Here is a 26,328-nt window from a genome sequence, read left to right on the forward strand (position 1 = left end):
CCCCTTAGATTCCTTAAGTGTTGGTTATGACTTAATTATAGGGAACGGAGATGATGTCGAATACGTCATTTAAACAAGGTTTCTGCACCTTTCTCAACCTCTCTATCCGTCACGAAATTCATTTGGTGTCATATTGTAGTGCTTTTTGAACATTTTGCTGAAATATTGCGGATTCTGATATCCAAGTTCAGTAGTGATTTCATAGATTTTTTTGTTAGTGTTCTTAAGCAGATATAGTGCACGTTCCATCCGCATGCGGATAATATAGTCTCCGAGTCCTTCTCCTGTCTCTGCTTTATATATTTTAGATAAGTATACAGGGTGCAGATATACATGATCCGCTATCGTCTTGACCGACAGATCATGCCCAGAATGGTTTCCCACCAGCTCATGTACCTGCTTAATAATGTAACTTTTCGTATTCTGATCACTTTCTGAGAGTTCCTTTTGAAGCTTGTTAAGCATATCAAACGCCCAGTCCTTCAGCTTGTCAAAAGAAACAATAATGCTCTGTGTCAGCATTGGGTCGAACGCATACTGGTCGATTTGCGAGATGAATTGCCCCCCTTTATGAGCAATGTACATGAACGCATTGGTAATGGACAAAAAGACCTCATACAGATGCTCACTTGAAAAGCGTGCATTCTCCATATCTCGGAACACATCCGCTATCTTCTGCCGGGCTGTATCCCATTGTTTAGATTCCAGCAAATGAATGAGCGTTGGCGGACGATAAAGGCTTTCGAGCGATTTAATACTCATCATTTCCTGAAGATGACGGTCCTCCAGATAAAGTACCGAGCCTGTTTCATTATGTGTTGTCAAATACATAGAACTTAGGCCACTTCGATAGGCAGCCGTCATCCCTTCGGGGAAAGCAAACCACTCCGTTACGATAAGTGAAATCTCACCCTTTAGATAATTGCTAACACTAGTTCTGAAATTAGCTATCGCTGACTTAAGGATTTGTTGTCTCGCTGCATCGTAATTATTCGACTTCTCTAACTCCCGCTGGATAACTGGCTTCAGTTCCACAAGCAAAATCAAACAATCATGTGGTGCTTTGCAGAACCAGACATGGAACTGCTCCTTGAAGAGCTCCTCGGCAATATTGCCGATGGCATATTCCATTAAGGAGACTGAATGATGATCCATTGCAGCATAGTGTTTACCCAGCTGAATCAATAACATCGACGCTTCAACATCCGATTCGAATGAGATTTCATATTCTTTAAGCTTTAAGGCAAGTGTCCGCTCAGACAGCACTCTGCCAAGAAGTAATTCATGCATCAAATTCGCCCGCAAGACACTGTAATCGGCCTTGCGATTATAGAGTAGCAAATGATATTTATCATGTGCCTCCCATTCGTCTTTTAGAGATTCAATCGCTCCGGAGATACTTTTAATAAACTCCTCATCACTGACTGGCTTCAAAATATAATCAAAGGCCTGTAGCTGAATCGCCTTCTTAGCGTACTGAAAATCAGAATAACCTGTCAGCAGAATTGACCGGATATCCGGCCATCTCTCGCTTACCGTTTCAATTAATTGCAACCCGGACATCCCCGGCATAGAAATATCTGTAACCATGATATCTATGTCCTGCTGCTCCAAGATATCCAGTGCCTCAGCACCTGACGCCGCCTGATGTACCTGCTTTACACCAATCTCGTCCCATGGAATCGTGCGGGCCAGACTTTCCGTTACATAGGGCTCATCATCGACTAACAATATCTCTATCATCATATTCCCTCCTAGATGTCATCCGTATTATTGTCAGTTAGGGGTAATAACCACTGAAGTTTAACCTGTAATCCACCGAGTGGTGATGGTGCAATAGTCAACCCTGCATCCTCACCAAAACGCAGCCGCATTCTCTGATGCACATTCCAAAGCCCGCAGCCCATTTCTTCATCCATTGCCTTGCCTAGCTTGTTTTCTAATTCGATAATTTCCTCTGGGGTCATGCCTTTTCCGTCATCATCAACCGTTAGTACCATGACTCTTCCGTTACATGAGCCCGTAATTCGCACTAGCCCCTCTTTAGAGACAGGCTCTATCCCATGAATCACTGCATTCTCAACCAAAGGTTGAAGCACCAGCGGTGGAAGATCTCTTTTCCGCATTTGCTGCGGGATATGAACTTCATACTGAAGTCTGCTCATCCTCATTTTTTGGATCTCCAGATAGTGAGTCACAAACTCCGTTTCTTCGGATAAAGCGACTAAATCACGTTCCTGGCGAGTCGTATATCTGTAATAACGGGATAAATTATGCGACATCCCAACGACAGCACCCATATTATCGAGCTTCGCCATACTTGTAATAAATGAGAAGCAATTATAGAAGAAATGCGGATTAATCTGAGATTGAAGCTGCTTTAATCTAGCTTCTCGAACATGGATTTTTTCCATTAACACGTTCTCTATCAGCATCTGAATCTGTTCTACCATACTGTTAAACCGTCCGGATAGGAAGCTGAACTCATTCTTCCCTTTGATTTCCACCCGCGTTGAGTAGTCCCCTTGCTTCAGCCTCTGGAAACCTCCAACCAACAACCTAACGGGCACTTGCACCTGGACATATAATAGATAGGCTACGAGACAGCTCATTAATAACAATGCACCAATAGCAAAATAGAATAAGCGGTTGGAGGTCTGAATCGGATGCAGTATTTCTGACAACGGCATATAGTCGATTAAATACCAGCCCATTTTATCCGAATAGACGATGTTCACACTGTAGGACCCACCTTTTATGTTCACAGTACGATTCTCGCTCTCCCTCAGCTGCTCTTGTTCCAGCCTTTCTACCAACTCTTCTGCTAGCAGCTTGTCGGCACTGCGGTTAAAGATAAGTCCAGTACCCTGTTTATAATAAAAGGGATCTCTCCTGCCATCACTTTTGAATTTATCCAGCATATCTTCGATGTTACGGCTGTCGAACTCCACCTTCATAATCGTATTGACCTTTTTAGGAGAGAACTCTGACATAAAGGGTGTAAAAGAAAACCAAGAGAATACAAAATGGTCGCCATCCTGCTCAGCGATCTTCTCTACATGCCAGCCTGACTTTACTTCCCGCTTTAGATCCTCATCCGAATACGGTATTGCATCATTCTCTGAAACCATTCGATGGATGGACGGTGAATATAGATACAATTTACTCTTCCAGTTGGAGGAGCTTTCTTGGATACTGATTTTGGTCTGAATCCGCTTGATCAGGTTTATCGCATCCAGGTTCAAATGCGTTCCCTTCAAATAAGTATCCTTTAGACTCAAAATATCAGGATCATGAATTAGCAGGATCGGCCAAGAGGACAATAGTTCCATGTTGCTCTCTACTTGATTCTGAAAAAAACTCAGCTGATTGCTGTTCGAAGTATTTAACTCCGTACGTAGCACATCCGTGGTCGTCTTATTGGAATAAAAGTAGAGAATCGTAATTGGAATTAGCATGATGACCATGATACTCACGATTTTGGTAAATAAATTATATCTATACACTTTCCTTCACACTCCGACTCAAATGTCATAGCCTCTATTGTACAAATAATCTTCCTGAACGCATAGATCAATTTCTCCCTAAAAAATGAGGTAGACAGGCAAGTTCCTGTTTAAGTACTGTTATCGTCCTCTCTATTGTAAAGGCTTAAATTATTACGCTATATGCTACGTAAGAAACATTTCTGCAGTTTTTGCAGTCGAATGTAAGGTGAAGACATACAAAAAGGGATGATCTGAAAGCCTCTAGGCATTCCAGTCATCCCTTTATATAGTACAATCTGTTCATTGAGAGTTTGTTCAGAGTGTTTGCGGTTTAGTTTGTTGACTCGATATAAAGAATAAAGCGGTCCAGATCAACGCAAATCCGATAATTTGCGGTAGGGTGACGAGCTGCTGGAATACGATCCAGTTAATGATTACTCCCGTCATAGGAAAGCTTAATTCAGCCAATGTAGCGAAGGAAGCTTTGGTAGTGCTAAGTCCTTTGTAATACATAAGCATACTGAGTAGTCCTGGCAGCAAGGCCTGTAGCAGCAAATTAATAGCAATAGCAGCAGATGCGCCAAACCCGCCATTAATCTGCCAAGGAGCTCCTTCTAGTGTGGTAATCACGAAGAGCAAAGGCAGCGCCAATATAAATCTCAGGGAAGTCACTGTCTCATATTTCATAGACCCAAGCAGGTAACGACCCATTACTGTAGATCCACCCCACAGTGCAGCGGCTCCTAAAGCCATCAAACTGCTAACACCGATAAAGTTATTCACATGTCCAAATGGGATACTCCAGCCAAAGGTTAACAGATAGGTTCCTACCAGTGCCACAGTTATGAGGATTCCGAAATTTTTAGGCAGACGTTCTTTAAGAATTAAGGCTGCAAGACCGATAGCGAATATCGGCTGAAGCTTTTGCAGCAACAGTACTGCATTCAAGTCCCCACTGGAAAGAGCCATTGTAAATAGAATGGTTGCCCCGGCAGAACCTCCCCAGGAAACAATTAGCAAAGCTCCAATCTGGCGAAATCCAATGCCTTTTAACTCCGCCCGGTGACGCCAAAGAACAGGGGAAGCAGCCAAGAAAAGCACCACATGCTCCAAAAGAACAATTTGCGATGAGGTCAAAGATTTTAAGAGGATAATACGAAAGAGCGGATCAACGCCCCATAGTGCTGCACCGAACACAACGAGCCAAAACCCACTGCGTAATGGCGACGTGCTGCTTACCTTATTAGCTGATGATGAAGCTGTTACATTACTCATAATTCCATTCTCCTTGTCGATACAAACCCTCGATAAGAGACCAAAAACCCCCGAATCACCATAAAAGGTCGACTCGGGGGCATTATCAATAAAGACGTACAGGATAGACTCCTAGCGCCTTTATCTTATGATCCTCTCCCATCCGGACTTTACCGTCGGCTCTGGAGTTACACCAGATCAGTCACTTCTCTGCAAGCAGAACAAGTGAGTCGCGGGCTCAGTTCGCTTTGAACATTACCGCCGGTTGGGAATTTCACCCTACCCCGAGAATCTTGTATTCCGTTGTTTTTTTCACAATCTCAGAATAAACCTCTTCTTGCCATTCGTCCAGTACTTTATGAAAATATACATAAATCTTTCATGTGTTACAGCTTTTTATTACATATTCTTTCGATATTATTCTACTGTTTCATCCAAAAAGCTACTGTATAATGAAATTATGTTATTTTTCCATACTTTAACAATAAGTACAGGGAGGTTGTTATGAAAGAATCATTTTGGATGAAGGAGTCATTCTGGACGAAGTTATTGTTCTCCTTTTTTGCTGTCGGAGTCATAGCTTTTTTAGGATTCATAGGTTCGATAATTACCGCACTTTACGGGGGACTAATGTTTTATACTCCACTTGTGGCGATTTTATCTGTGGTGATAGCTATTTATGTTGTACTCCTTATATTTAATGTGTTATCCCGAAGAACAAGCAAAATTGTATTGTTATCCATCCTCGGACTTAGTGTGCTCGTAACCGCAGGATATGAGATCAAACAAGCATATATCAACAGTATTGCCACGGTCGATGATCGAGAAGTTAATTTGGTACAATACGAACCTTTTGCCGAGAATACTAAAGCAGTCAATTTGGATAAACCTTCTACATATCGTATCGATAGCAACCTACCAAAATTGGATGGCGCAACCGCACTTTACCCACTCTATTCAGCTTTTGTGCAATCTGCTTATCCTGAGGGCAGCTATAATGCATATGATTTTCAAAAAAGCCAAGTGATTTGCAGCAGCACGCCCGAAGCTTACAAAAGACTAATTGAAGGTGAGACGGATATCATTTTTGTTGCGGCTCCTTCTCTCGCACAGCAGAAACAAGCAAAACTAAAAGGTGTCGAGCTGAACCTCACACCGATCGGCCGTGAGGCATTCGTATTTTTTGTGAATAAACGAAATGACGTAACTGGACTTTCCACCGCTCAGCTCAAAGATATTTACGCGGGTGAGATCACCAATTGGAAAGATGTAGGGGGCGCCAATAACCGAATTCGCGCTTTTCAACGACCAGAGGATAGTGGGAGCCAGACGATGCTGCAAAAGTTTATGGGGGACACTCCGCTTATGACACCACCTAAGGAAGATGTGGCGGATATTATGAGCGGAATCATTCAACAAACCTCCAGCTATCGCAATTATAAAAATGCACTCGGTTATAGCTTCTTATTCTATGCCTCAGAAATGAATCAAAGCGGGGAAATTACACTACTGGCCGTAGATGGTGTAACGCCCGACAAGCAGAGTATTCGCAATGGACAATACCCTTTGGCTACAGAGTTTTATGCTGTAACAGCTGGAAGTAATAACCCAAATATCCAGCCCTTTCTAGATTGGATTCAATCTGCTGAGGGTCAGGAATTGGTAGAGAAAACTGGTTATACCTCTATAAAATAAAATATTCTTAGGGGAAGAGAGCTAGCCCAAATGTTTGGGAAAGCTCTCTTTTTGCATTTTATACCGAAATTTTTCCTTTTTCACTCTAAAAGAGCGCAACTTTTGGAAACTATTGTCGTTTAAGATTTATATAAGCCCAAACTGCATCAAAGGAAGAAAAAGTAAGAATTGCTAGAAACCAAGAAACGGGGATGGTAGGGATTGCAGATGAAGAAGTTTGGTTTTTTGGCGTTACTGCTGCTTTTGTTGGTGCTAGTTCATCCAGGAACTGGTTATGCCGGCTCTGCAGAGACACACATCAATCTAGACGGCAATGATCTTAAGATTTCAAAAGACGCACAGGTTCAAATTGTAAATGGAAGCGTGATGGTTCCACTTCGCCTCGTTGCGGAGCAGCTTGGTTATACCGTGAAATGGGATAACGTGACCAAGACTGCAATCATTGAGCAAAAAGGAACTACATTAAAGCTTATTGTGAATAATGCGATGGCAGAAGCTTCAGGGAAACAAGTAAAATTGGACAACCCTCCGTTTCTTAGCGGTAGCACAACCCTCGTACCTTTAAGATTCGTTGGAGAGCAGACAGGAACCACTGTCGGTTGGGATAATGTTACCAAAACGGTATATTTAACTTCTCCAGCACCCGAGATTGGCGGAGGCGATGCAGAAACTACAGTTCCAGATACATCTGTAACCCCACCCTCCAATAACGGATCCAATGGTAACACAGCAACTGACGGAGATACATCGACTACAGCACTCACTAATCTTAGCTTCGTCGATAACAAACTAATCCTCGCGGTGAACGGTAGTGTAACACCTAGTGTATTCACTATGACAGATAAGGACCGGATTGTCGTAGATTTACCAAACACCAGCTTTGGCGACAGCTTTCATCAGAACCTTTCCGTCGGAAAAAACCAAAGTGGACAGTTGACGATTGCCGAATATCCTAATGTCTCAACCATTCGTTATTCATTATTCAGTAGTTCTCCATCTACGATCCGGATCGTTATTGATCTGAACAGCCCTAACAGCTATAGCTTGATAAATGCTAACGATGGACTTATTATAGTGGATCTAAATGGGACTAGCGTTACAACTCCTGAAACCACCTTACCTGAAGTGCCGGTTACAACGCCTCCGCCAGCTACCGGCAACACAGATAAGAAGGTAATCGTCATTGATGCAGGGCATGGTGGGAAAGATCCAGGGAGTTCAAGTGTTAACAAGCTTAAAGAGAAAGATTTCACCTTACCAACAGCATTGAAAATTGCAGAATTACTAAAGAAAGAGCCAAATATCGAGGTTGTCCTCACTCGAAGTGATGATACATACCCGACTCTGCAGGATAGATCTAACCTGGCCAATAAGGTAAAGGCTGATCTGTTCATCTCTGTTCATGCCAATAGTATCCCAGTGGGTGGTAAGAGCAATCCTAGCGGCACAGAGACCTACTACACGCGTAATGATAGCTTGTTATTCGCTCAAACTGTTCATAAATATCTCTCAGTCGCTACCGGTCTTCAGGATCGAGGGGTTCGTCAAGCGAATTATCATGTAACAAGAGAAACTAAAATGCCTGCCATTCTTTTAGAATGTGGTTACTTAAGTAATACCAAGGATGAAGCCCTACTCTACACCGCAGACTTTCAGAACAAAGTAGCGAGTGCCGTAGTTTCAGGGATCAAGGAATATTTAGGTCGATAAAAAAAGGGGAGCCCATTAGCCATTCTTGGCTGAGAAGCTCCCCTGTCTGTTTATTCTTGTTTGTTATTTCCAAACGCTCATTCGTTCTCTTAGATTGGAGGTATGCAGCTCCAGCTGTATACCGTCTGGGTCGAGAAAGTTAACCGTCCAGCCAACTCCCCGTTTAACAGGTCCCCTGATCAATCGCACTTCGTGGGCTTGCAATATATGAACAGCTTCCTCGAAATGTTCCTCCGCTATGCTAAAGGCAATATGGTCTATCCCAATTACACTATCTATGGATTTGGTGAATTCAGGGTTTTCGATGAGGCAAATCCACGCGCTTCCCCATTCCAGATAGGCATCTGTATTTCCCTTGTGGATTAGCTGAAGACCCAAAATACCTGTATAGAAATTCAACGAACGTGATAAATCACTCACATTTACCGTCACATGATTAAATCCTTGGACCTTCATCCTCATTCATCCCCTCAAACTTCTCACACCAAGATAGAGGCAATTCTCTTGCGTTTCTCTGAATCGGGATCTTTAGTTACTCGCATCTCTTCATCAAAGATCAAAGTTGCACGTTCTTCCAGCGTATACTCAGGCCATGATAGCTCAGCTGTAGCTGGGTTTCCTCGATGAGCAAAGGCAATCCATGCCGCATGCATACTGTCAGCCAATTTTTGCATCGCCGGTGTAATTTCCGCACCCAAGCGAGTTACATGAGACAGATTGTTAAAAGCATAGGCAATTTCCGCACCATGTACTGCCTTATTTAACAGTGGATGACCAGGAACTGTCCCATCAAAACGATACATCCAGACAGGCGCTTGGGCCAATTGATTCTCTGCTAAGGATATGGAGGTTCCCCAGAAATAAAGATCCGTTAGAATCTCTGCCTGGCCCTCCCATGTAGAAGAATAGTGACTGGCAACCTCCGCTAAGCTTCCAGTTCCCATCATCTGCTCCAGCGCCTTGAGCGATTCATCAAAATCTGCACCAGGTGTTTCTCCCCTGAAAAATAAATTACCCTCATCTCGATTGGTTCCTATCAACAATGGGATACCCTGCGCCGATCCTAACGCTACAGCCTGCGCAGGATCTTGGGGAAGCGTATCCCCATCAATAACAGGCTGAAATAACATGCCTATTGAACCACCCGTTAATTTAATGGTCATTCTTGTGGCTGCTTCAATAATTTGTTCCGCTGAGAATGTATTAAGTAAGCTAGTATCTCCCTTAGGAGAAATACCTAGTTCAGTAAGTAGTGCTATTGCAATATCTTTTCCTTGCCGATTTGGCAACGTTTGAGCAGCTCCACTTTGCATAATCGCCCCTGCAAATAATCCCTTCGCAGCAGGCATAGCCAATAGTGCGGCGATACTCATACTGCCAGCTGATTCTCCGAATACCGTGACTCGCTGCGGGTCGCCTCCAAAGGCGGCAATATTAAGCTTTACCCATTCCAGTGCGGCAATTTGATCCAGCAAGCCTTGATTTGAAGCAAATCCGTCACCAAGTGAAGACAGATGCATAAAGCCAAACGGTCCCAATCGATAATTAATCGTCACCAAGACCACATTCCCGTGCTCCGCGAAGCTAGTGCCGTCAAACTGTGGCTGACTACCCGCACCAGTCACAAATGTCCCCCCGTGAATCCAGACCATTACAGGAAGTGCCTCGACTTGGGACGCAGGTGACCATACATTTAAGTATAAACAATCCTCAGCATGACGAGGCGTTAAGCCGCCGAAACGCGTACCTTTCTTATCCGCTGGCTGATGGCTAACTGGACCAAATTCAGAAGCATCTCTAATTCCGCTCCAAGCTTCTGGTGGCTGCGGCGCACGAAATCGAAGCCCTCCAACTGGCGGAGCGGCAAAAGGGATTCCACGCCAAACGTTCACGCCACCCTCCTCTCGTCCTTGAAGCTTACCGTAAGAGGTTACTGCTATCGGTCCTACCATTACATTTCACCCTTCCACGTTATTCCTTATTCTCTTCAATCTGCTTATACAATCCGGACTGGAACCGGAACCATTGAAAAATATGTGTAAATACGACCTTGAGTACCGCGTAACCAGGAACTGCAAGGATAATACCAAGAATGCCGAACATTTTTCCGGCAAAAATAATCACAAAAATGATCGTGATCGGATGAATCTTCAGAGTCTTGCCCATAATTTGCGGAGAGATAAACTTTCCTTCAATCAGCTGTACAGCCGTCCAGACGATGATCATCTTCAGCAGCATAAATGGTGAAGTGACCATAGCCACAATTAATGCCGGTGTAATAGCAATTGCCGGACCCAAATAAGGAACAACTGCTGTACAAGCAGCGGCAATGGCAAGAACAAGTGAATACTCCAGACCAATAATCAAATAGCCAATATAGAGCAGCGCACCAATGCAGCAGCTTACTATAATTTGTCCTCGAATATAGGAAGATACCTGGGCGTTCATTTCCGACATTACCATCCGAGTTTGCGGCTGCAGCGCGGTAGGTACAAATTTCAAAATGTAATCCGGCAATCTTTTTCCATCACGAAGCAAGTAGAATAGAATAAACGGTGTTGTTACCACCGCCAGAACAATCTCCGTAACGGCTCCGACGAAGCTCCCTACACCTGTTAGTGCATTATTCAGAAAAGAAGTGCCCCAAGCCGTAATTTTACTGGTAATTTCACTTAGGTTGGTTCCTATACTATCTTGAACTTGACCAAAGAATTCACTGCCTGTCAGGTTCATAAACCGTTCCTGAATCAAGTCACTATACCTTGGAAAATCGTCGATCAAACCAGATAATTGCGTTCGAAGAATTGGAATCACCATAACCAGAATCAGCGTGATGATGCCCGCAATTATCAAATAAAGAATGATGATTGCATATACACGTTTCATCCTGAATCTTTTTTCCATTCGGTCTACTAGCGGATTCAGCAAGTAATAAGCGATACCCGATAGTAACAATGGTGCAGCCACTGTGTGCAGCAATACAGATATAGGAGTGAAAATAAACGGTATCTTTGAGAACACTAGGATAGTTAACCCAGTTAACAATAAAATAAGTAAGCTTACCACAAATTTATTGTTCAGAAAAAACTTTTTAAACTTCTCCGGCCACACCTGCAGCCTCTCCATCGTACCCTCTCCCCCATGCGCCACCTTATATGAAGTGTTATTTTATTCACTTTTTAATAGCATAGTCAACGTTAGGGGCGCAAGTCAAATTTGATGTCCGCGATTCTGCCCGCCTCCACAAAACCAATCGATTGATATACTTTGTTGGAATCCGGGTTTTTGGCATCCGCATAAAGTATTGGTGTTACCTCTTCATGGAGCAATTGTGAACATATTTCTGCCACGATTGCGCTAGCATACCCTTTTTTTCGATGAGCGCGAGGCGTATATTCATCATTTATTCGAGCATGTCTCGAAGTCTGGTGAGCGATGTTAGCCATAGAGACTGGGATATCATCTACAACCCATAGATACAACCTCCCTGAGCTAGCAGCCTCTTTAGCCATTGGAAACATCAATTTAGGCTGAACAGGTTTGCCAAAAGCATCCTCTGAGAAGCTTGCCATGAATTCTGCAATCGTAATACTGTATTCTTCAGTCGCAAGTCGTAAGTATCCTTCAACATTTGCGGGCTTCTTTACCACTAGGCAGTGATAAGCCTCAAGCATCATATATGTATGAAAAAATTTCTCATGAAATTCACAAAAAGCTTCCGCAAATAACTGTGCCGTTTCTGGCTCACCTGACACGCCTGGAAAGTCATGATCCTTCACATACTCGACTAGCTTCTGTATCAGATCTCTTATCTGTTCCAGTCCCATATCCTGTAAGATCCAGAACATGATTATTCACAGTAGACCTCTTAAACATGTCTATTCCCCCTAGATCTTCCTTTCATTCAATCATAATCCCGGGCTGAACAAAAAGGAACGCTATTGCCCTTCTGAAAAGATAAAAAAACCGCCAGCGCTTTGGCGGTGTTCCAACCTTATATCCTACGAATTCCCCTTGCTTCCAAGCTTCATTTATGGACGGCTATTTTTTCTTCTTCCCTTTAGCTCCCTTGTCATCCACTGCAATCAGCTGACCATCATATGTATACAGTAGATGATCTTCAAGTTTCTCACCCTGTAAATGCTTCCGTACTAACGACTTCGCTAATTTGGGAGTGATCTCTTTATACCAAACCCCTTCAGGGTATGCAATCACAACGCAGGAATCTGAACATCTACCATTACAACGAGTTACCGTCGTATGAATAAGACTCTGTGCACCTTGCTTCTCAATCTCATCTTCTATCGCTTCAGCTACTTCCTCACCTTTGTGTTTCTTGCAGCTGCTACCATTACATATCAATAAATGACTTACGGTTCCTTGTAAATTCCAAGTTGTCATGAAATCCCCATTCCTTTCATGCCTAAAATATACCCACAAAGTGAGGCTTAGCTTCGATGCATACTCAGGTACTTTGCGGGGGTCCAATATTTACTTTCTTATTCGTTAACATAATTCTGTTAGCGGATTATTCTAAACACTATCATAAGCGCCATTATAGTCAATAGAAAGAAAGACTGGTATACTATAATTGAGAATGATTATCACTGAAAAAAGGGAGCGATATCAAACATGCCTATCCATTCCGGCGGGATGCCACATCATTCCCATTCTTTTTATATGCCAGTCAAGATTAGTAGTCTAACAGGCCTCTCACACTTCCTAACCGATAACATCCCAGCAGCTAACTCTATTATTATGATTGTCTCGGAAGGCATAGGTCAGCTTGAGATAGATGGTGAGCTTCACAGCGTCAAACCCGGAAGCATCCTTACTTTTGGCGTATCTTCAGATTTGAAGCTGGAAACAGAGCTACAGTTACATGGAATATGGATAGAGTACACCACCATGGCCAACCGTAGGCATAAGGATTATTTTCTAACTGTCAGCTCCTCATTAGACCCCGCTTCCACACAATTGTCGGCACTGTCCGGTGAGCTTTACAGTGCTTGGATAGAACCAGATGATCGGAAACCGTTTAAGGTTCAGCAGCTGTTCACTCAATTCATTGCGGAGCTTTATCAGGAACTGGCTACAAAAAAGGAGAGATCAGGAAGCTGGCTTGAAATTGTATTTGAATACATAGAAGCTCATTACAACGAAGATATCACACGGGAGCAGATGGCTACGTTAGCTGGAGTAAGCCCCGAACACTTCTCTCGTACCTTTCGTAAAATCATGGGTCAAACTTTTAGTGCTTATATTACTCTATTAAGAATCCGTAAAGCGCAGCAACGAATCCTCACAAGTTCCCCAAATCTAACAACTCTAGCCCACGAGGTTGGTTATGAAGAAGGGACTTATCTGAGCCGTAAATTCAAGCAACTTGTCGGTATTTCACCTACAGCTTATCAGCACATGAACAAAAAAATTGTAGCCTTGAACTACAATCACACGGCTATCCTACGGGTACTGGAAATTATGCCTCAACTCGGCGTTTATTCCGATTGGCAACGGAGCTTAGAGCAAGTTCCACCTTCCAAACAACTAATAATGAGCGAAGGTAGTTCTTCCCTCCTATTCGATTCAGTAGCCTCAGCAGAGCCAGATGTCATTATCAGCTACAGTATTCCTGAGAATAAGCTCCTGACTCCTGTTGCTCCGGTTATTGAACTCCCCTTTATGCAAATGAGCTGGCGAGAGCAATTTGGTTTGATCGCCGATGTAGTCAATCGGCGGGAGCGAGCAGAAAAATGGTTAGGTCATTACGATGGGCTCTGCCATGCTGCCAATAAGAAACTGAACCATTCGATAGGATCGGAAAGAGGGACAGCCATCGTTTGGGAGCTTAGTTCCCGAGCAGCGTATTGTTTCAGTAGCAGTTACGGAAGGGGTTGCCAGATTTTATACGGAGATCTTGGATTCAAACCACCATCCATCATTATGGAGAACGGAATAATGGATTCCGGGTATCTTGTTTCATCTATTGAGGAAATCGGAAACTATCCTGCAGACTATATTATTATCACTAGCATCCCATCATCATCAGAGGGAAGAAATCGCCTCACTCGCCTTCTGCATTCCCGTACTTGGAAGCAATTAGATGCAGTTCGTAACAACCGGGTATACATTCTGAACCAAGCGGACATGTTCTATGGATTTGATCCATTGTCTTCTCAAGCACAGCTTCAAGAATTGCTACGTGTGATGACATCATAAATATGCACAAGCAAAGATCATATTCGTCCATAGTAAATACCCAAAGAAGATTGTAAAGTTTTTATTGAGAATGATAATCAATTACCATAGGAGGAACAACAAATTGCATAATCTACAAAAGAACACTACCAAACGGAATCATTGGCTTCTATTTCCCCTCATGCTGACGTTAATTCTAATCATCTCAGCTTGTGGAAATTCCAATACTTCGGTGGAGAATACAGGCGGTACCAGCAACACAAGTAATTCAGCAGCAACCCAAACACCAACCGAAAAGAATCAAGAAGCAGAAAGTGCTGAAACCCCTACTGTCAAAACAGTAAATACCGTAAAAGGTGATGTTGAAATCCCTGTTCATCCTAAACGAATTGTCGCTGAGGAATACTTGGGAAGTCTAATAGCACTTGATACTATTCCAATCGGAGCTCCAGGTTTGACCCTAGAAAATATGTATTATAAGGAGGCTCTTACCGGTGTTGCAGACACAGGAGCGTACGGTAAAATGTCACCAGAAAAAATCATCGCACTAAATCCTGACTTGATTATTTCGGGACAAGCAGAAAGCTATGAAACGCTTAGCAAAATTGCCCCTACCATCATTGTGCCTTACGGGGATCTAAAAGATGCTCATGCAGAATTAACCTATTTCGGAGAGCTCCTTGGAAAGGAACAAGAAGCAAAGACTTGGCTTGCAGATTATGACAAACGGATAGCCGAAGCTAAAGCAAAAGTGGACAAGGTCCTCCCGGCAGATGCAACCTTCTCCATCATGGAAGACGGTGGGAAATCCATCTGGGTCTATGGTGATAACTTTGGTAGAGGTGGACAACCCATCTATCAGGCGTTAGGTCGCAAGCCGCCTACAGCTGTGGCAGCAGAGATTATGGAGAAGCAATGGGCGGAAATCTCAAAAGAAGCGCTTGCTAAGTATGCCGGAGATTATATTATCTTAACCTCCAACAACCTTACTGAAGCGGATTACAAGGCAGATTCATTCTGGGGCAACCTTCCTGCTGTCAAAAATGGACACCTCTATGTATGGAAAGAAGAACGTTCCTGGTACTATGACCCTATCGCGGTATTAACCCAGACCGAAGACCTCGCCGATTGGCTAATAAATAATAAATAATGCATGAGTAAAAAGGGATGTCCGAAGCCATAGATGATATGCTCCCCATATAGTAGACAGGCGAAATAATAAAAACCTGCTGCTGTATGGGGAGTATTTTTATGGAACAAAAGAAGTATACGGCACTCGAAAAATTAACGGTTCTCCAAGAAATTGAACGGGGCGACATTGGTTTGAAAGCTGCGGCCCGAAAGTATGGATTATCCAAAAACTCTATAGTGAAGTGGCGGCAACGTTATCAATTGTATGGGTACGAAGGGCTGGAAGTTCGAAGCCACAACCGTACGTATTCCGCAGAACTTAAACTCCATGCCGTTAAGGATTATCTCGAGGGAGGATTGTCACAAAACCAAATCATCTGCAAGTATAAGATTGCAAGTTCAACCCAACTCGCCAACTGGATTAGGAAGTATAATGGTCATAGCAACAGCTTAACAGCTCATTCAGGAGGATCTAAAGCTATGACCAAAGGACGCGTAACCACTTGGCAGGAACGGATAGATATCGTGCTGTACTGCCTTTCGAACGGAGAAGACTACACGAAGGCGGCAAGCCATTTCCACGTGTCTTACCAACAAATATATAGCTGGGTAAAGAAGTACGAAGCAGGCGGTGAAGAGGCGTTACGTGACGGCAGAGGACGTACTAAAGCGCCCGAAGAACTTACGGAAGCAGCTCGCCACAAACTCGCGATGCAAAAGCTGGAGTACGAGAATGCACGCCTGCGTGCGGAGAATGCTTTTCTAAAAAAGTTAGAGGAACTCGAAAGGAGGAGACGTTAAGAACCATTCGCCAGGAGAACATCTACCTGGCCATTCAAGCCGTTCAACAGGAACAGTCTTGCTCCATTCGACTTATGTGTGACATCGTAGGGATTTCACGGTCAAGTTACTATAAATGGTTGAATCGCAAACCTAGTTCCCGAGAGACCGAAAACGAGAAACTGACAGAGGCTATGCTTCTCTTGTATGAGAAGGTGGAACGAACCTTTGGGTATCGTCAATTGACCCTGCATTTGCGCAGACAAATGAACAAATCTATTAACGCAAAACGAGTATACCGACTCATGAGACGCCAAGGTATCCAGTCTGTCATCCGCAGAAAGAGAAAGAAGTATGTAGGCTCCACGCCTCAGCAGGTCGCGGAGAATGTGCTAAACCGTAATTTTGAGGCGGAAGCTCCAAACCAAAAATGGGTAACGGATGTAACTGAATTCAAATACGGCAAGGGTAAGAAGGCGTATTTAAGTGCAATAAAAGATCTGTATGACAATTCCATTGTTGCTTACGTTCTGGGCCATTCCAATAATAATTCGCTAGTTTTTAACACGCTGGAATTAGCATTACAGGCAGCGCCGGAGAGCCGAACCTTACTCCATAGCGACCGCGGTTTCCAGTATACCTCTCTGCATTTTAAGAAGATGCTGGACGATTCACAACTGAAGCAAAGCATGTCCCGAGTAGGCTGTTGCATTGACAATGGGCCGATGGAATCCTTCTGGGGAACAATGAAATGTGAGAAGTACCACTTACATACCTACCAGACCTTTGAAGAACTCCAAACAGATATTGATACCTACATTCACTTTTACAATAACGAACGGTTACAGGCAAAATTAAACGGCCTCAGTCCCATTGAATTTAGGACTAAGGCCGCTTAAACTACTTTTATTTTTTGTACTGTCTACTTGACGGGGTGCAGTTCAAGCCATAGAGGCTTAGCGGACATCCCTTTATTTTTTTATAATTCCTACAAAGATCTCATTACATTCTGAAGAGATCTTATCTCATAATTAGAATTTAAACTTATTGAAAAGATTTCAGCACTGCTACAATCTCATCAAGCTGCTTGTCCAATGCATAAGCATCCGAGAAGTAATAGGTTTTGACATCGTAATTAGCTTCCCCTAGATACTCTGGGATGGCTTCGTGTGAGAGAGACGCCCAGCCTTCTTTAAAAGCGACATCTTGTACAAGATCAGGATGTTCCTTTCATTTGATAAGTCGTGCCTAGGTTTAAGAAAAGAATTTCACCTATTTTTAGAATCACGACCTCGCCTTCTACAATAATATGAACAGTTCCGTCCAGCGGAGCCAGAAAGAGCGGCGATCTGACAATAAGAGGATTATATGTATGCATGTCTCCACACTTGCGTATTCCAGCCTCTTCTAACTTATAATTTCTATGAATCACGTTATGATTGTGTGGCTTCATTTCTTCTCCCTTCCAGAACATCCGGCTTTGAACCTTGAAATATAAAGAAGGAGCATAAGGCTTCTATCCGCTCGAAATGGATAAGAAACCCTATACGCTCAACACTAAACTCCAACTCTATTCCTTGAGAAGTTACCGGTATTAATGGTCATCAACGACGCCAAGCGCCTTATTCTTCTCTTTGAACCGCTCATTGTGAGAAGAAACATATGCAGCCTTAGGTGCAGAGGGGTCCATATACAGTTTGGCGCTGTTCAGCGCAAGCACTGCATCGGTAAAGGTTCCGGCGATTAACCGGACCTTACTGCTATAATCCACAAAGTCACCTGCTGCAAAAATACCCGGAAGATTCGTCTCCAGCTTTCCGCTCACATTCGCACACCACTCGCCCATATCAATGCCCCATTCCCGTAACGGACCAAAATCGCTTTTCAGGCCATGATTAACAATAACAGCATCTACCTCATACTGCTCACTCTCACCTGTTTCGATATGGCTAATCGTAACCTGATCAATGGTCTCACCATTACTGCTGTGTAATTGGCTTACTGCGTAGGGCACGCGAACATTAACTGAGGATTCCTTCATTCGCACAATATTTTTCTCATGACCACCAAACTGTTCGCGACGGTGTACAATCGTTACACTTGCTGCGATGGACTCCAGTTCATTCGCCCAGTCTACTGCGGAGTCTCCTCCGCCGGAGATCAGTACTCTTTTACCACGGAATGGCTCTAGCTCCTGAACGGTATAATGAAGATTCGTCACCTCATAACGGTCCGCACCTTCAATTTCGAGCTTAGCCATTTGTAAAATCCCGTAACCAATAGCCAGGATGACCGTACGAGTCCAATGCTGCTCACCTGTAGCCGAGGTCAGAATATAAGTTCCATCTTCCAGACACTCATGATGCGTGATCTGCTGTCCAAAAATAATCGTAGGGTCAAAGGTCTGTGCCTGTTGAGCAAGCTGATCTATCAATTGACGACATAGTACAGGTGTTACCCCACCTACATCCCAAATCATTTTCTCAGGATATACGAGCATTCTCCCCCCGAGCTCATCCTTCGCTTCAATCAATTTCGTCTTTAGGTCTCTCATTCCACTATAAAAAGCTGTATACATCCCAGCAGGTCCGCCGCCAATAATCGTTACATCGTATAATTCCAGTTGATTGTTCATTATGTCCCTCCAATAGTATATTCTATCGATGTTCTGAGCTGCTTACGCCCCAAACTGAGCCTCGTGTAATCGGCTGTAAATTCCGGTTGTCTGTAACAGTTCTTCATGTCTGCCTTGTTCTGCGATACCGCCTTCCGCAACAACAACGATACGGTCGGCATTCTTGATCGTTGCCAGCCGATGAGCAATAACAAGCGTCGTACGCCCTTGTGACAACTCCGCAAGCGCCTCCTGAATAGCGGACTCCGTCTCAGTATCCAGTGCTGATGTAGCTTCGTCTAGAATGAGAATCGTTGGATTCTTCAGGAACATCCGGGCAATGGACAGCCGCTGCTTCTGACCTCCAGAGAGCTTCACGCCCCGCTCCCCGATCATCGTATCCAGCCCAGCAGGCTGGGATTTGATCAGTTCTTCCAGTTGAGCGCGCCGCGCTGCCTCCCAGATTTCTTCATCGGAGGCACCCAACCGCCCGTAAGCAATATTCTCACGGATCGTTCCGTCAAACAGAAACACATCTTGCTGTACAATCCCAATATGGGAACGGAGAGATTCAAGCGTCATGGAGCAAATGTCCATTCCATCAATAGTAATGTTGCCTTCAGTTACATCATAGAAGCGAGGTAGCAAACTACACAACGTTGTCTTACCCGCACCCGATGGACCAACCAGAGCAACGGTCTCTCCTGCTGGAATTGATAGATTCACATGCTCGAGTACCTTTTCTTTATCGCTATAGGCAAAAGCCACATCATGGAAGGCTATATTCCCCGTAAGATGATGAACTGGCTTCGCATCTTGTGCATCAGCAACATCCGGCTCCGTCTCCAGCAGTTCGAGATAACGTTTGAAGCCTGCAATCCCTTTGGGATACGTCTCAATGACTGAGTTAATCTGTTGCAACGGTCCTAAGAAAACATTGGACAACATCACAAATGCAATGAATTCACCGTAAGTCATTTGCTTCTGAATCACAAAATAGGTTCCGCACAGTAGGACAAATAAAGAGACTAGTTTCATCAATACAAAGCTAAAAGAGGAGTTCCATGCCATAATCCGATAGGTCATCAGCTTCGTAATACGGAAGCGCTCATTATTCACCGCAAAGCGGGAAATTTCATGATTCTCGTTAGCAAAAGCTTGCACAACGCGGATCCCGCTCACATTGTTCTCTACGCGAGCGTTATAGTCGGCAATGTCCGCAAACATGATGTGAAAGGCTTTAGACATTTTTCGGCTGAAGTACATGGATAAATAAATCATAAGCGGAACGATCACAAACGTCAGAATAGCTAATTGCCAATTGATACTCAGCATGATGCCGAATACACCGAGCAGCGTCATGACTGCTATAAAGAGATCCTCCGGTCCATGGTGGGCAATCTCACCGATATCCATCAGATCATTTGTCATACGGGATACCAGATGACCCGTCTTGTTATTGTCAAAAAAGTTGAAAGACAGCTTTTGTACTCGATCAAACAGCTTCTTTCTCATATCCGATTCGATATTAATCCCCAGCTTATGCCCCCAGTAAGTGACGACAAAATGCATAAAGGCGCTGACAATATATATCCCCAGCAAGCCGAGGCAGGAATAGAGGATCCATCTCCAATTGCCTGTTGGCAGCAGATCATCTACTACCCGGTTAACAGCTAATGGAAAGACTAGTTCTAGTAGTGCAGCAGCAATAGCACAAGAAAAATCAAGAATAAACAATCCCTTATAGGGCCTATAGTAAGCAAAAAAACGACGCAACATGGTAAGAATTCGCTCCTTCTGGTGAGAGATCAGCCTACTTTCATCAAGATTTCGTACGGGCTAACAAATACAAAAAGTATGGTGCTCCAATTACTGCTACAACGATACCCGTAGGAATCTCAGACGGCTGAAGGATCCAGCGTCCAATGGCATCCGCTGTAATAACGAGCAGTGACCCAAGCAGTGCCGAGGTTGGAAGCATGAGTTGATGCTTCGGTCCAACCAGCCGTCTCGCCAAATGGGGTCCGACCAATCCCACAAAACCAATTCCACCGCTGACAGCGACACTCGCCGCTGCTAACCCAACTGCAGCCGCAAGAAGTCGAAATTGTTCCTTCGTTACTGCGGCACCAAGTCCCACAGCAGTCTGCTCCCCTAGATTCAGTACGTTCATCACTCTTGCCTTATAGATTACATAAGGCACCAGAATAAGAATCCACGGCAGGAGAGAAAGTACAAACTTCCAGCTTGTTCCCCAAATGCTGCCCGCAAGCCAGGTAGCCACGAACTGGTACTTCTCTGGATCTAAGCGGAGCGTCAGCACGATCATAGCTGCACTCATCCCAGCTGCGACAGCTACACCAGTCAACAGTAAGCGCATAGGCGATATTCCTTGGTGCCGCTTATAAGCTAGAGCATAGATTAAGGCAGCTGTTAGCCCCGCACCGACGAACGCTACCATTGGCAGCAGATACACTGGAGCCGCGGTCGCCGTCGGGTAAAAAGAAATTAACAGCATCACCATAATTCCTGCGCCGGCATTAATCCCTAGAATTCCAGGATCCGCCAAGGCATTACGGAAGACGCCTTGCATCACAGCTCCAGACACTGCCAGACCTGCACCAATCAGAACGGAGATCACAATACGTGGAAGCCGAAACTGAAACAAGATTAATTCCTGCTTATCAGTGCCCCTACCGAACAATGTATTAATCAGCTCCATAGGAGTCAAACGTATGTATCCTGTATTCATACTAATAATAAAAGCAATCACAATTAGTACAGCCAACGAAATCATGATAATTAAGCCCCGTTTGTTTTTGGCGGCTTCGAAGGAACCGAATGTCGTCTTCTCCATCATTACAGCTCCCTCCTTTCTTTACGTGCAAGATAAAGGAAGAAAGGTACACCTATCAGTGCTATAATGGCGCCAAGTGGCGTTTCATTAGGCGGATTAATCATCCGTGCTGTTAGATCGGCAAATACTGCAAGCAAACTGCCAAGAATCGCCGAACAAGGAATGATCCATCTGTAATCGACACCCACAAAAAATCGTGTTAAATGCGGAATAATAAGTCCAATGAAACCAACTGCACCGACTACGGCAACCGATGATCCGGCCAAAATCAATACAATTAACGCGCCTGCCAACTTCACAAGCCCTGTGCGCTGGCCTAGACCTTTCGCAACATCGTCACCTAAGCTGAGCATTGTGATCGATCGGGAGATTATCATCGCACCAATTAATGCCGCCCCTATCCAAGGGAACATGATTTTGAGCTGAATCCACTTCGTTCCAGCCACGCCTCCCGCATACCAGAAAGCCAAATCTTGCCCAATGTGAAAATATAAAGCTACCCCTTCGCTGAGTGCCGATAATAGCGCACTAAAAGCAGCACCCGCCAGTACCAACCGAGCAGGAGTTAATCCGCCCTTTGCAAGTGATCCAATTCCGTATACAACACCCGCGCCAACGCCGGCACCCACGAATGAATATAGAATCAAATACATAAACGATAAATTTGGAAAAAAAGCAAAACACAATGCTAGCGCAAATCCTGCACCTGAGTTGATACCCATCAGACCTGAATCTGCCAATGGATTTCGCGTCATTCCTTGCATAATGGCACCTGCAACTGCAAAGCTGGCCCCTATCATTGCCCCGCCAAGTACACGAGGTAATCTTAATTCTCTAATAATCTGATGATCCATGATCTCCGGATCAAAGTGGAATACAGCTGACCACACTACAGACAGCTTAATATCTGCTGCGCCGAAGGAGACGGAAACAGCGATACCTAATAATAATAGCGCCAGACCGCCAACCAGGATTAATGTTGCCGCCCAAGGTCGTGAACGAAATTCTCGTTTAACTGCTCCTTTATCGGCTCCTATCCTGGAAGTTATCTGTTGATTCATGAATGCCACCCTATTTCTATGAAATTGATTCTCATTATCATTAGCCTATTGTAAATTACATTTCCTAGGTTTGGCAATAGATAGATTTAATTGCTACTATTTAATTTATTGCATTGACAGGCATTCTTGGATTTGATAAAGTTCAAATTGAAAATATTAATGATAATGATTCTCATTATTATTAATTAGCACGTATACATAGGGAGGTTTACCATGTTTAAAAGAAAGACCCTCTTCCCCATCCTGGCACTCACAATGTTATTGTCCGTATTTGTGACCGCCTGCGGAGGAAATAGCAATGCTTCATCTAATACACCAACAGCTACAACCGAAGCAACAACTGCGCCGAGTGCAGAGGCAACCGCTGCTCCTGATGCTTCCAATGCTGAAATGCGCAGCTATGAAACTGCTAAAGGTACTGTGCAAATTCCAGTTAAACCTCAGCGTATCGTTACCGATTATTATGGCGGTGAATTGCTTTCCGTTGGAGCTAACGTAATAGGAGTTGAACCTAGTACTTTTGACAACCCTTTCTTGAAAGATTTACTCAAAAACACACAAGATGTCGGTACTCCAGTCAACGCTGAGAAAGCTTTAGAGCTTGCACCTGATCTAATTGTTGTTATGTACGATGATAATTACGATGCTTTATCCAAAATTGCGCCAACCATTCATATCCCTTACGGAACTGCTACGAATATCTATGAAACCGTAAAACTGTTCGGTGATATTGTAGGGGCACCTGACAAAGCTGAACAATTCATAGCTGACTTTGAGAAAAAGGCCGCTGAAGGCCGTGAGAAGCTTAAAGGGATTGTGAATGAAAATGATACTTTCGGAATCTATGAGCTGACTGACAAAGGTGAGCTTTGGACCTTCGGTAATAATGCTGGTCGTGGTGGACAAGCCCTTTATAATGCGCTTAAGCTGAAAATGCCTACTAAGAACAGCAACGACAACCAAACACTGCAGCTGTCCATGGAGCTATTGCCAGAATATGCAGCGGACTACATGTTCCTAACCACTTATGATCCTGATAAAAAAGGCGATAAGCTGAAAGAGCTGAAGGAATCACCTGTTTGGAACGGACTTGCTGCTGCGAAGAACGACCATCTGTTCTACAACGATTTTGATACGTTCTATCGCTATGATCCTATTGCAATTACCGCACAAATCGATCTGTTCGTTGATATGATTCTTGAGCGTAACGGTAAGAAATAAGAATAGACACATAAAGAAACACCCCACTGATTAGGCATCGCCTAAAGTGGGGTGTTTTGATTATACATAAGAAGTTTCTGTTAAATTTATATCATCTTGTATATCCATTATACTCATCGGTGTTATTTAATTTTTTGTACATATACTCATCATTTTTAAGCTTATAGAGCTGCCCCATCCCCGCAAATACGAAAAACAGCACCAAAATTAATCCATACGCATAGGTGAATTCACCAATATAAAAGCAGGTGACTATCGCAACAAGGGTCAAGATCATTAATGCGACTGCAATTCTGGATAAAATCTTTTTCAAATGGAATCCCCCTACAGTTTTGTATGTTATACACTATCATATTTCAAGGTAAATGGGTGTCGAATCTTGTTCTGTTAAGGGAACTTCGAGTAGTTGGAGATGAGCCAGCATCTTGCGAGTATATATTTTAGTATATAGATAATAAAAGAGGAGTTGAAATAAAAGATAAGCCCCTCCTACTAGCAAGCAAAACCAAAATGGTGCCAGAGCTACGGACATTTCGAATCTTGAAGAACTAACAACATACACAGTAGCTAACGCAATACCTAGTACATACGGGAGAAAAAACAACACTTTTAAGGGGCCGCCAATCATTTGAGCCACGTCTTTAGAAGTGATTCCAATCTTATTCAGCTTCCTGAATTTGATCCTCTCTCGCTCTAAATCGGTCTGGATACTGAAATGAAGCACTATACCAGAAGCCCCAAAGAATATTAGACCAACGAATGTAATGACGAAGATCCCAAATTTGCCGGACTCCTTCAACTGTAAATACTCACTTATTCTAGACTTCGTAGAAAATACGAGCGCCTCTTGCCGATCATTTCCATACCAGGATTTCGTATGGTCCTTATTATATTTGGCTAAAGCCGCATTTAGCTCAGCATCTATACCTGAAGTCTTTTTCCAATCCTTGAAATTTAGGAGTTGAAGACTCCCGATCGCATCCATATTCTCCGCTTTCAACGCTTTATAATCAACTTCGTTTACTATGACATGAAGACCATTCATGAGATTCGGCACACGATTAAATATCATTTTTAATATGAGACCTTGTGAATGTAACGTACGGTTCCCGGTAGAAAGCTTCATATCGAAGGTCGGCATTTCCGGTCTTTGGTTCTTCCATTCTTCGCCTCGAGCAACTAAGGCAAGATTTAGAAAGTGACCATTCTCCACATGATAATCACTGCCGATTAAAGTGTTGATGTTCTGGTCCAAAAACACTTTAAAATAGAACAAGTCAATATACTGCAGCTCTTGATGTGACAGCAGCGGTGTAGCACCATGATCCGTGATTTCGTTGAGTGTCTCTGGTGGAATACTATTTTTTCCAAATACTTCTGCATAGGAAATATCATAAGGGTTGTTTTTCACAGAAATATTCTCAGCATCCCAGGTGATATAAAAGATAATACCGCTTAAGAAAATCGTGATGAAAACGAGGAAGGTAATGAGTGAAAGCACTATTTTGGAGCGCCCAAGGGTATAATTCAAATCGGAGCTAAACATCAAATGCTTGTGGTAAGCTTTCGCTGATCTCGAAAAGATGAGTTTCATCCAGTCGCCAAGTCCTGACAGCAGCAAGTAAACACCCATCATGCTTACTCCAAGGTTGATTAACATCCTACGGGCATCATCAGGGTTGTAATGAGTGATCATATCAAAAACAGTAATCCCCAACAGTAAACCTCCGATGACTGTGGTGATTTTACCATGAAGAAGGCTACGTTCTGCGGTTCTGGATTCTTTTAGAAGGCGTACAATGTTGTATCTCAGCGTTAATAATAAATGGATTCCAATTACAACTATGTAAATCATCCCGAAGAATTTAATGGTGTACAGATAACTATCCAGCGTTAGTGAAAACGCACTGTCCCCTATATTAACAAACAACGAGATGATGAAGAAGAAAAGACCGGAGAAGACCGTCCCTGCACCTAAACCCGTAAGAATTGAAGCTAATGCAATCATGCTATTTTCAAAGAATATGATTGTCCGGATATTGTGGCTCGTCATTCCTAGAACCATTAACAGCCCAAAGTCGCTTTTTCTAAATTTCAAAAAGGCCATTTGGGCATATACAATAAAAAGAACAGCAAAGACTCTCATAACCAAGAAAGGAGCATATAAATTACCGGACACCATCCCATTCACTTGATAGGGATCATTAAAATCAGGGTTTGTATACAGGGAGTAAAAGGCGAAAAAGACCATGATCGTAAAGCTGCTGCATAGGAAAAATAACAAATACCTTCTAAGGTTCGCCTTGAACATCTGAAAAG

21 protein-coding genes and 1 riboswitch are annotated in these 26,328 nt (G+C 43.5%); of the genes, 6 read left to right on the forward strand and 15 right to left on the reverse strand.

The genetic code is table 11. The features are described from left to right. Positions 1-102: 102 nt before the first annotated feature. From ACDZ28_RS29755 to ACDZ28_RS29765, 3 genes are all read right to left on the reverse strand, one after another. Positions 103-1,743, reverse strand: a complete 1,641-nt coding sequence (locus ACDZ28_RS29755) for a response regulator (protein ID WP_375105435.1) — start codon at positions 1,741-1,743, stop codon at positions 103-105. An 11-nt stretch (positions 1,744-1,754) separates the two neighbouring features. Beyond that, positions 1,755-3,506 carry a sensor histidine kinase gene (locus ACDZ28_RS29760; protein ID WP_375103467.1) on the reverse strand — a complete coding sequence of 584 codons (1,752 nt, stop codon included), beginning with the start codon at positions 3,504-3,506 and terminating at the stop codon, positions 1,755-1,757. Positions 3,507-3,803: 297 nt separating this feature from the next. After that, positions 3,804-4,763 (reverse strand): DMT family transporter, encoded by a 960-nt coding sequence (locus ACDZ28_RS29765; protein WP_042129693.1) that lies wholly within the window; start codon positions 4,761-4,763, stop codon positions 3,804-3,806. 126 nt (positions 4,764-4,889) lie between these two features. Continuing rightward, a riboswitch (FMN riboswitch) is annotated at positions 4,890-5,038 on the reverse strand. Between the two features lie 208 nt (positions 5,039-5,246). Here ACDZ28_RS29765 and ACDZ28_RS29770 point away from each other — a divergent pair. Both ACDZ28_RS29770 and ACDZ28_RS29775 read left to right on the forward strand, forming a co-directional pair. After that, positions 5,247-6,437, forward strand: coding sequence for a substrate-binding domain-containing protein (locus ACDZ28_RS29770; protein ID WP_375103468.1), 1,191 nt, complete (start codon positions 5,247-5,249; stop codon positions 6,435-6,437). A gap of 207 nt (positions 6,438-6,644) precedes the next feature. Then, the gene (locus ACDZ28_RS29775; protein WP_339287443.1) at positions 6,645-8,147 is read left to right on the forward strand and encodes an N-acetylmuramoyl-L-alanine amidase family protein; all 1,503 of its coding nucleotides are present in this window, start codon (positions 6,645-6,647) and stop codon (positions 8,145-8,147) included. A gap of 63 nt (positions 8,148-8,210) precedes the next feature. Here the strand turns inward: ACDZ28_RS29775 and ACDZ28_RS29780 are convergent, their stop codons facing one another. The 5 genes from ACDZ28_RS29780 to ACDZ28_RS29800 form a co-directional block, all read right to left on the reverse strand. Then, on the reverse strand, positions 8,211-8,603 hold the full coding sequence (locus ACDZ28_RS29780) for a VOC family protein (protein ID WP_339287444.1): 393 nt from the start codon (positions 8,601-8,603) through the stop codon (positions 8,211-8,213). Between the two features lie 23 nt (positions 8,604-8,626). Further along, complete coding sequence (locus tag ACDZ28_RS29785; protein ID WP_339287445.1) at positions 8,627-10,099, reverse strand: carboxylesterase/lipase family protein; 1,473 nt, start codon at positions 10,097-10,099, stop codon at positions 8,627-8,629. A 19-nt stretch (positions 10,100-10,118) separates the two neighbouring features. Beyond that, positions 10,119-11,273 carry an AI-2E family transporter gene (locus ACDZ28_RS29790; RefSeq protein ID WP_042129699.1) on the reverse strand — a complete coding sequence of 385 codons (1,155 nt, stop codon included), beginning with the start codon at positions 11,271-11,273 and terminating at the stop codon, positions 10,119-10,121. Positions 11,274-11,344: 71 nt separating this feature from the next. Further along, positions 11,345-11,995, reverse strand: a complete 651-nt coding sequence (locus ACDZ28_RS29795) for a GNAT family N-acetyltransferase (RefSeq protein WP_076121454.1) — start codon at positions 11,993-11,995, stop codon at positions 11,345-11,347. Positions 11,996-12,188: 193 nt separating this feature from the next. Continuing rightward, the gene (locus ACDZ28_RS29800; RefSeq protein WP_042129701.1) at positions 12,189-12,548 is read right to left on the reverse strand and encodes a ferredoxin; all 360 of its coding nucleotides are present in this window, start codon (positions 12,546-12,548) and stop codon (positions 12,189-12,191) included. Between the two features lie 231 nt (positions 12,549-12,779). Between ACDZ28_RS29800 and ACDZ28_RS29805 the strand changes: the two genes are divergently transcribed. The 3 genes from ACDZ28_RS29805 to ACDZ28_RS29815 all read left to right on the forward strand — a co-directional run bounded on the left by ACDZ28_RS29805 (position 12,780) and on the right by ACDZ28_RS29815 (position 17,155). Next, positions 12,780-14,366: an ABC transporter substrate-binding protein gene (locus ACDZ28_RS29805; RefSeq protein ID WP_375103469.1), complete on the forward strand. Its 1,587-nt coding sequence runs from the start codon at positions 12,780-12,782 to the stop codon at positions 14,364-14,366. Positions 14,367-14,469: 103 nt separating this feature from the next. Then, positions 14,470-15,495 carry an ABC transporter substrate-binding protein gene (locus ACDZ28_RS29810; protein ID WP_249923658.1) on the forward strand — a complete coding sequence of 342 codons (1,026 nt, stop codon included), beginning with the start codon at positions 14,470-14,472 and terminating at the stop codon, positions 15,493-15,495. A gap of 101 nt (positions 15,496-15,596) precedes the next feature. Continuing rightward, positions 15,597-17,155 (forward strand): IS3 family transposase gene (locus ACDZ28_RS29815; RefSeq protein ID WP_139328618.1). Its coding sequence is split into 2 segments (ribosomal slippage): positions 15,597-16,230 and positions 16,230-17,155, totalling 1,560 coding nucleotides; the frame shifts between segments, so codons are not numbered across the junction. A gap of 317 nt (positions 17,156-17,472) precedes the next feature. Here the strand turns inward: ACDZ28_RS29815 and ACDZ28_RS29820 are convergent. The 5 genes from ACDZ28_RS29820 to ACDZ28_RS29840 form a co-directional block, all read right to left on the reverse strand. Further along, positions 17,473-17,709 carry a hypothetical protein gene (locus ACDZ28_RS29820; protein WP_375103470.1) on the reverse strand — a complete coding sequence of 79 codons (237 nt, stop codon included), beginning with the start codon at positions 17,707-17,709 and terminating at the stop codon, positions 17,473-17,475. A gap of 141 nt (positions 17,710-17,850) precedes the next feature. Beyond that, entirely contained in the window at positions 17,851-18,891 is a 1,041-nt protein-coding gene (locus ACDZ28_RS29825) for an NAD(P)/FAD-dependent oxidoreductase (protein WP_375103471.1), read from the reverse strand. Positions 18,892-18,933: 42 nt separating this feature from the next. Beyond that, the gene (locus ACDZ28_RS29830; RefSeq protein WP_375103472.1) at positions 18,934-20,649 is read right to left on the reverse strand and encodes an ABC transporter ATP-binding protein; all 1,716 of its coding nucleotides are present in this window, start codon (positions 20,647-20,649) and stop codon (positions 18,934-18,936) included. 43 nt (positions 20,650-20,692) lie between these two features. Beyond that, entirely contained in the window at positions 20,693-21,727 is a 1,035-nt protein-coding gene (locus ACDZ28_RS29835) for a FecCD family ABC transporter permease (protein ID WP_375105436.1), read from the reverse strand. Positions 21,728-21,729: 2 nt separating this feature from the next. Beyond that, complete coding sequence (locus ACDZ28_RS29840; protein WP_042129709.1) at positions 21,730-22,788, reverse strand: iron ABC transporter permease; 1,059 nt, start codon at positions 22,786-22,788, stop codon at positions 21,730-21,732. Between the two features lie 213 nt (positions 22,789-23,001). On the opposite strand from ACDZ28_RS29840, the gene ACDZ28_RS29845 reads away from it, so the two are divergent. Continuing rightward, positions 23,002-24,009 (forward strand): ABC transporter substrate-binding protein, encoded by a 1,008-nt coding sequence (locus tag ACDZ28_RS29845; RefSeq protein ID WP_375103473.1) that lies wholly within the window; start codon positions 23,002-23,004, stop codon positions 24,007-24,009. 91 nt (positions 24,010-24,100) lie between these two features. Here ACDZ28_RS29845 and ACDZ28_RS29850 read toward each other — a convergent pair whose 3' ends face one another. Beyond that, positions 24,101-24,322, reverse strand: a complete 222-nt coding sequence (locus tag ACDZ28_RS29850) for a hypothetical protein (protein ID WP_339287447.1) — start codon at positions 24,320-24,322, stop codon at positions 24,101-24,103. Between the two features lie 36 nt (positions 24,323-24,358). Further along, positions 24,359-26,320 carry an FtsX-like permease family protein gene (locus ACDZ28_RS29855; RefSeq protein ID WP_375103474.1) on the reverse strand — a complete coding sequence of 654 codons (1,962 nt, stop codon included), beginning with the start codon at positions 26,318-26,320 and terminating at the stop codon, positions 24,359-24,361. Between the last annotated feature and the right edge of the window lie 8 nt (positions 26,321-26,328).

The sequence above is a fragment of the Paenibacillus sp. RS8 genome, from assembly GCF_041956825.1.
Lineage (GTDB): Bacteria > Bacillota > Bacilli > Paenibacillales > Paenibacillaceae > Paenibacillus_AQ.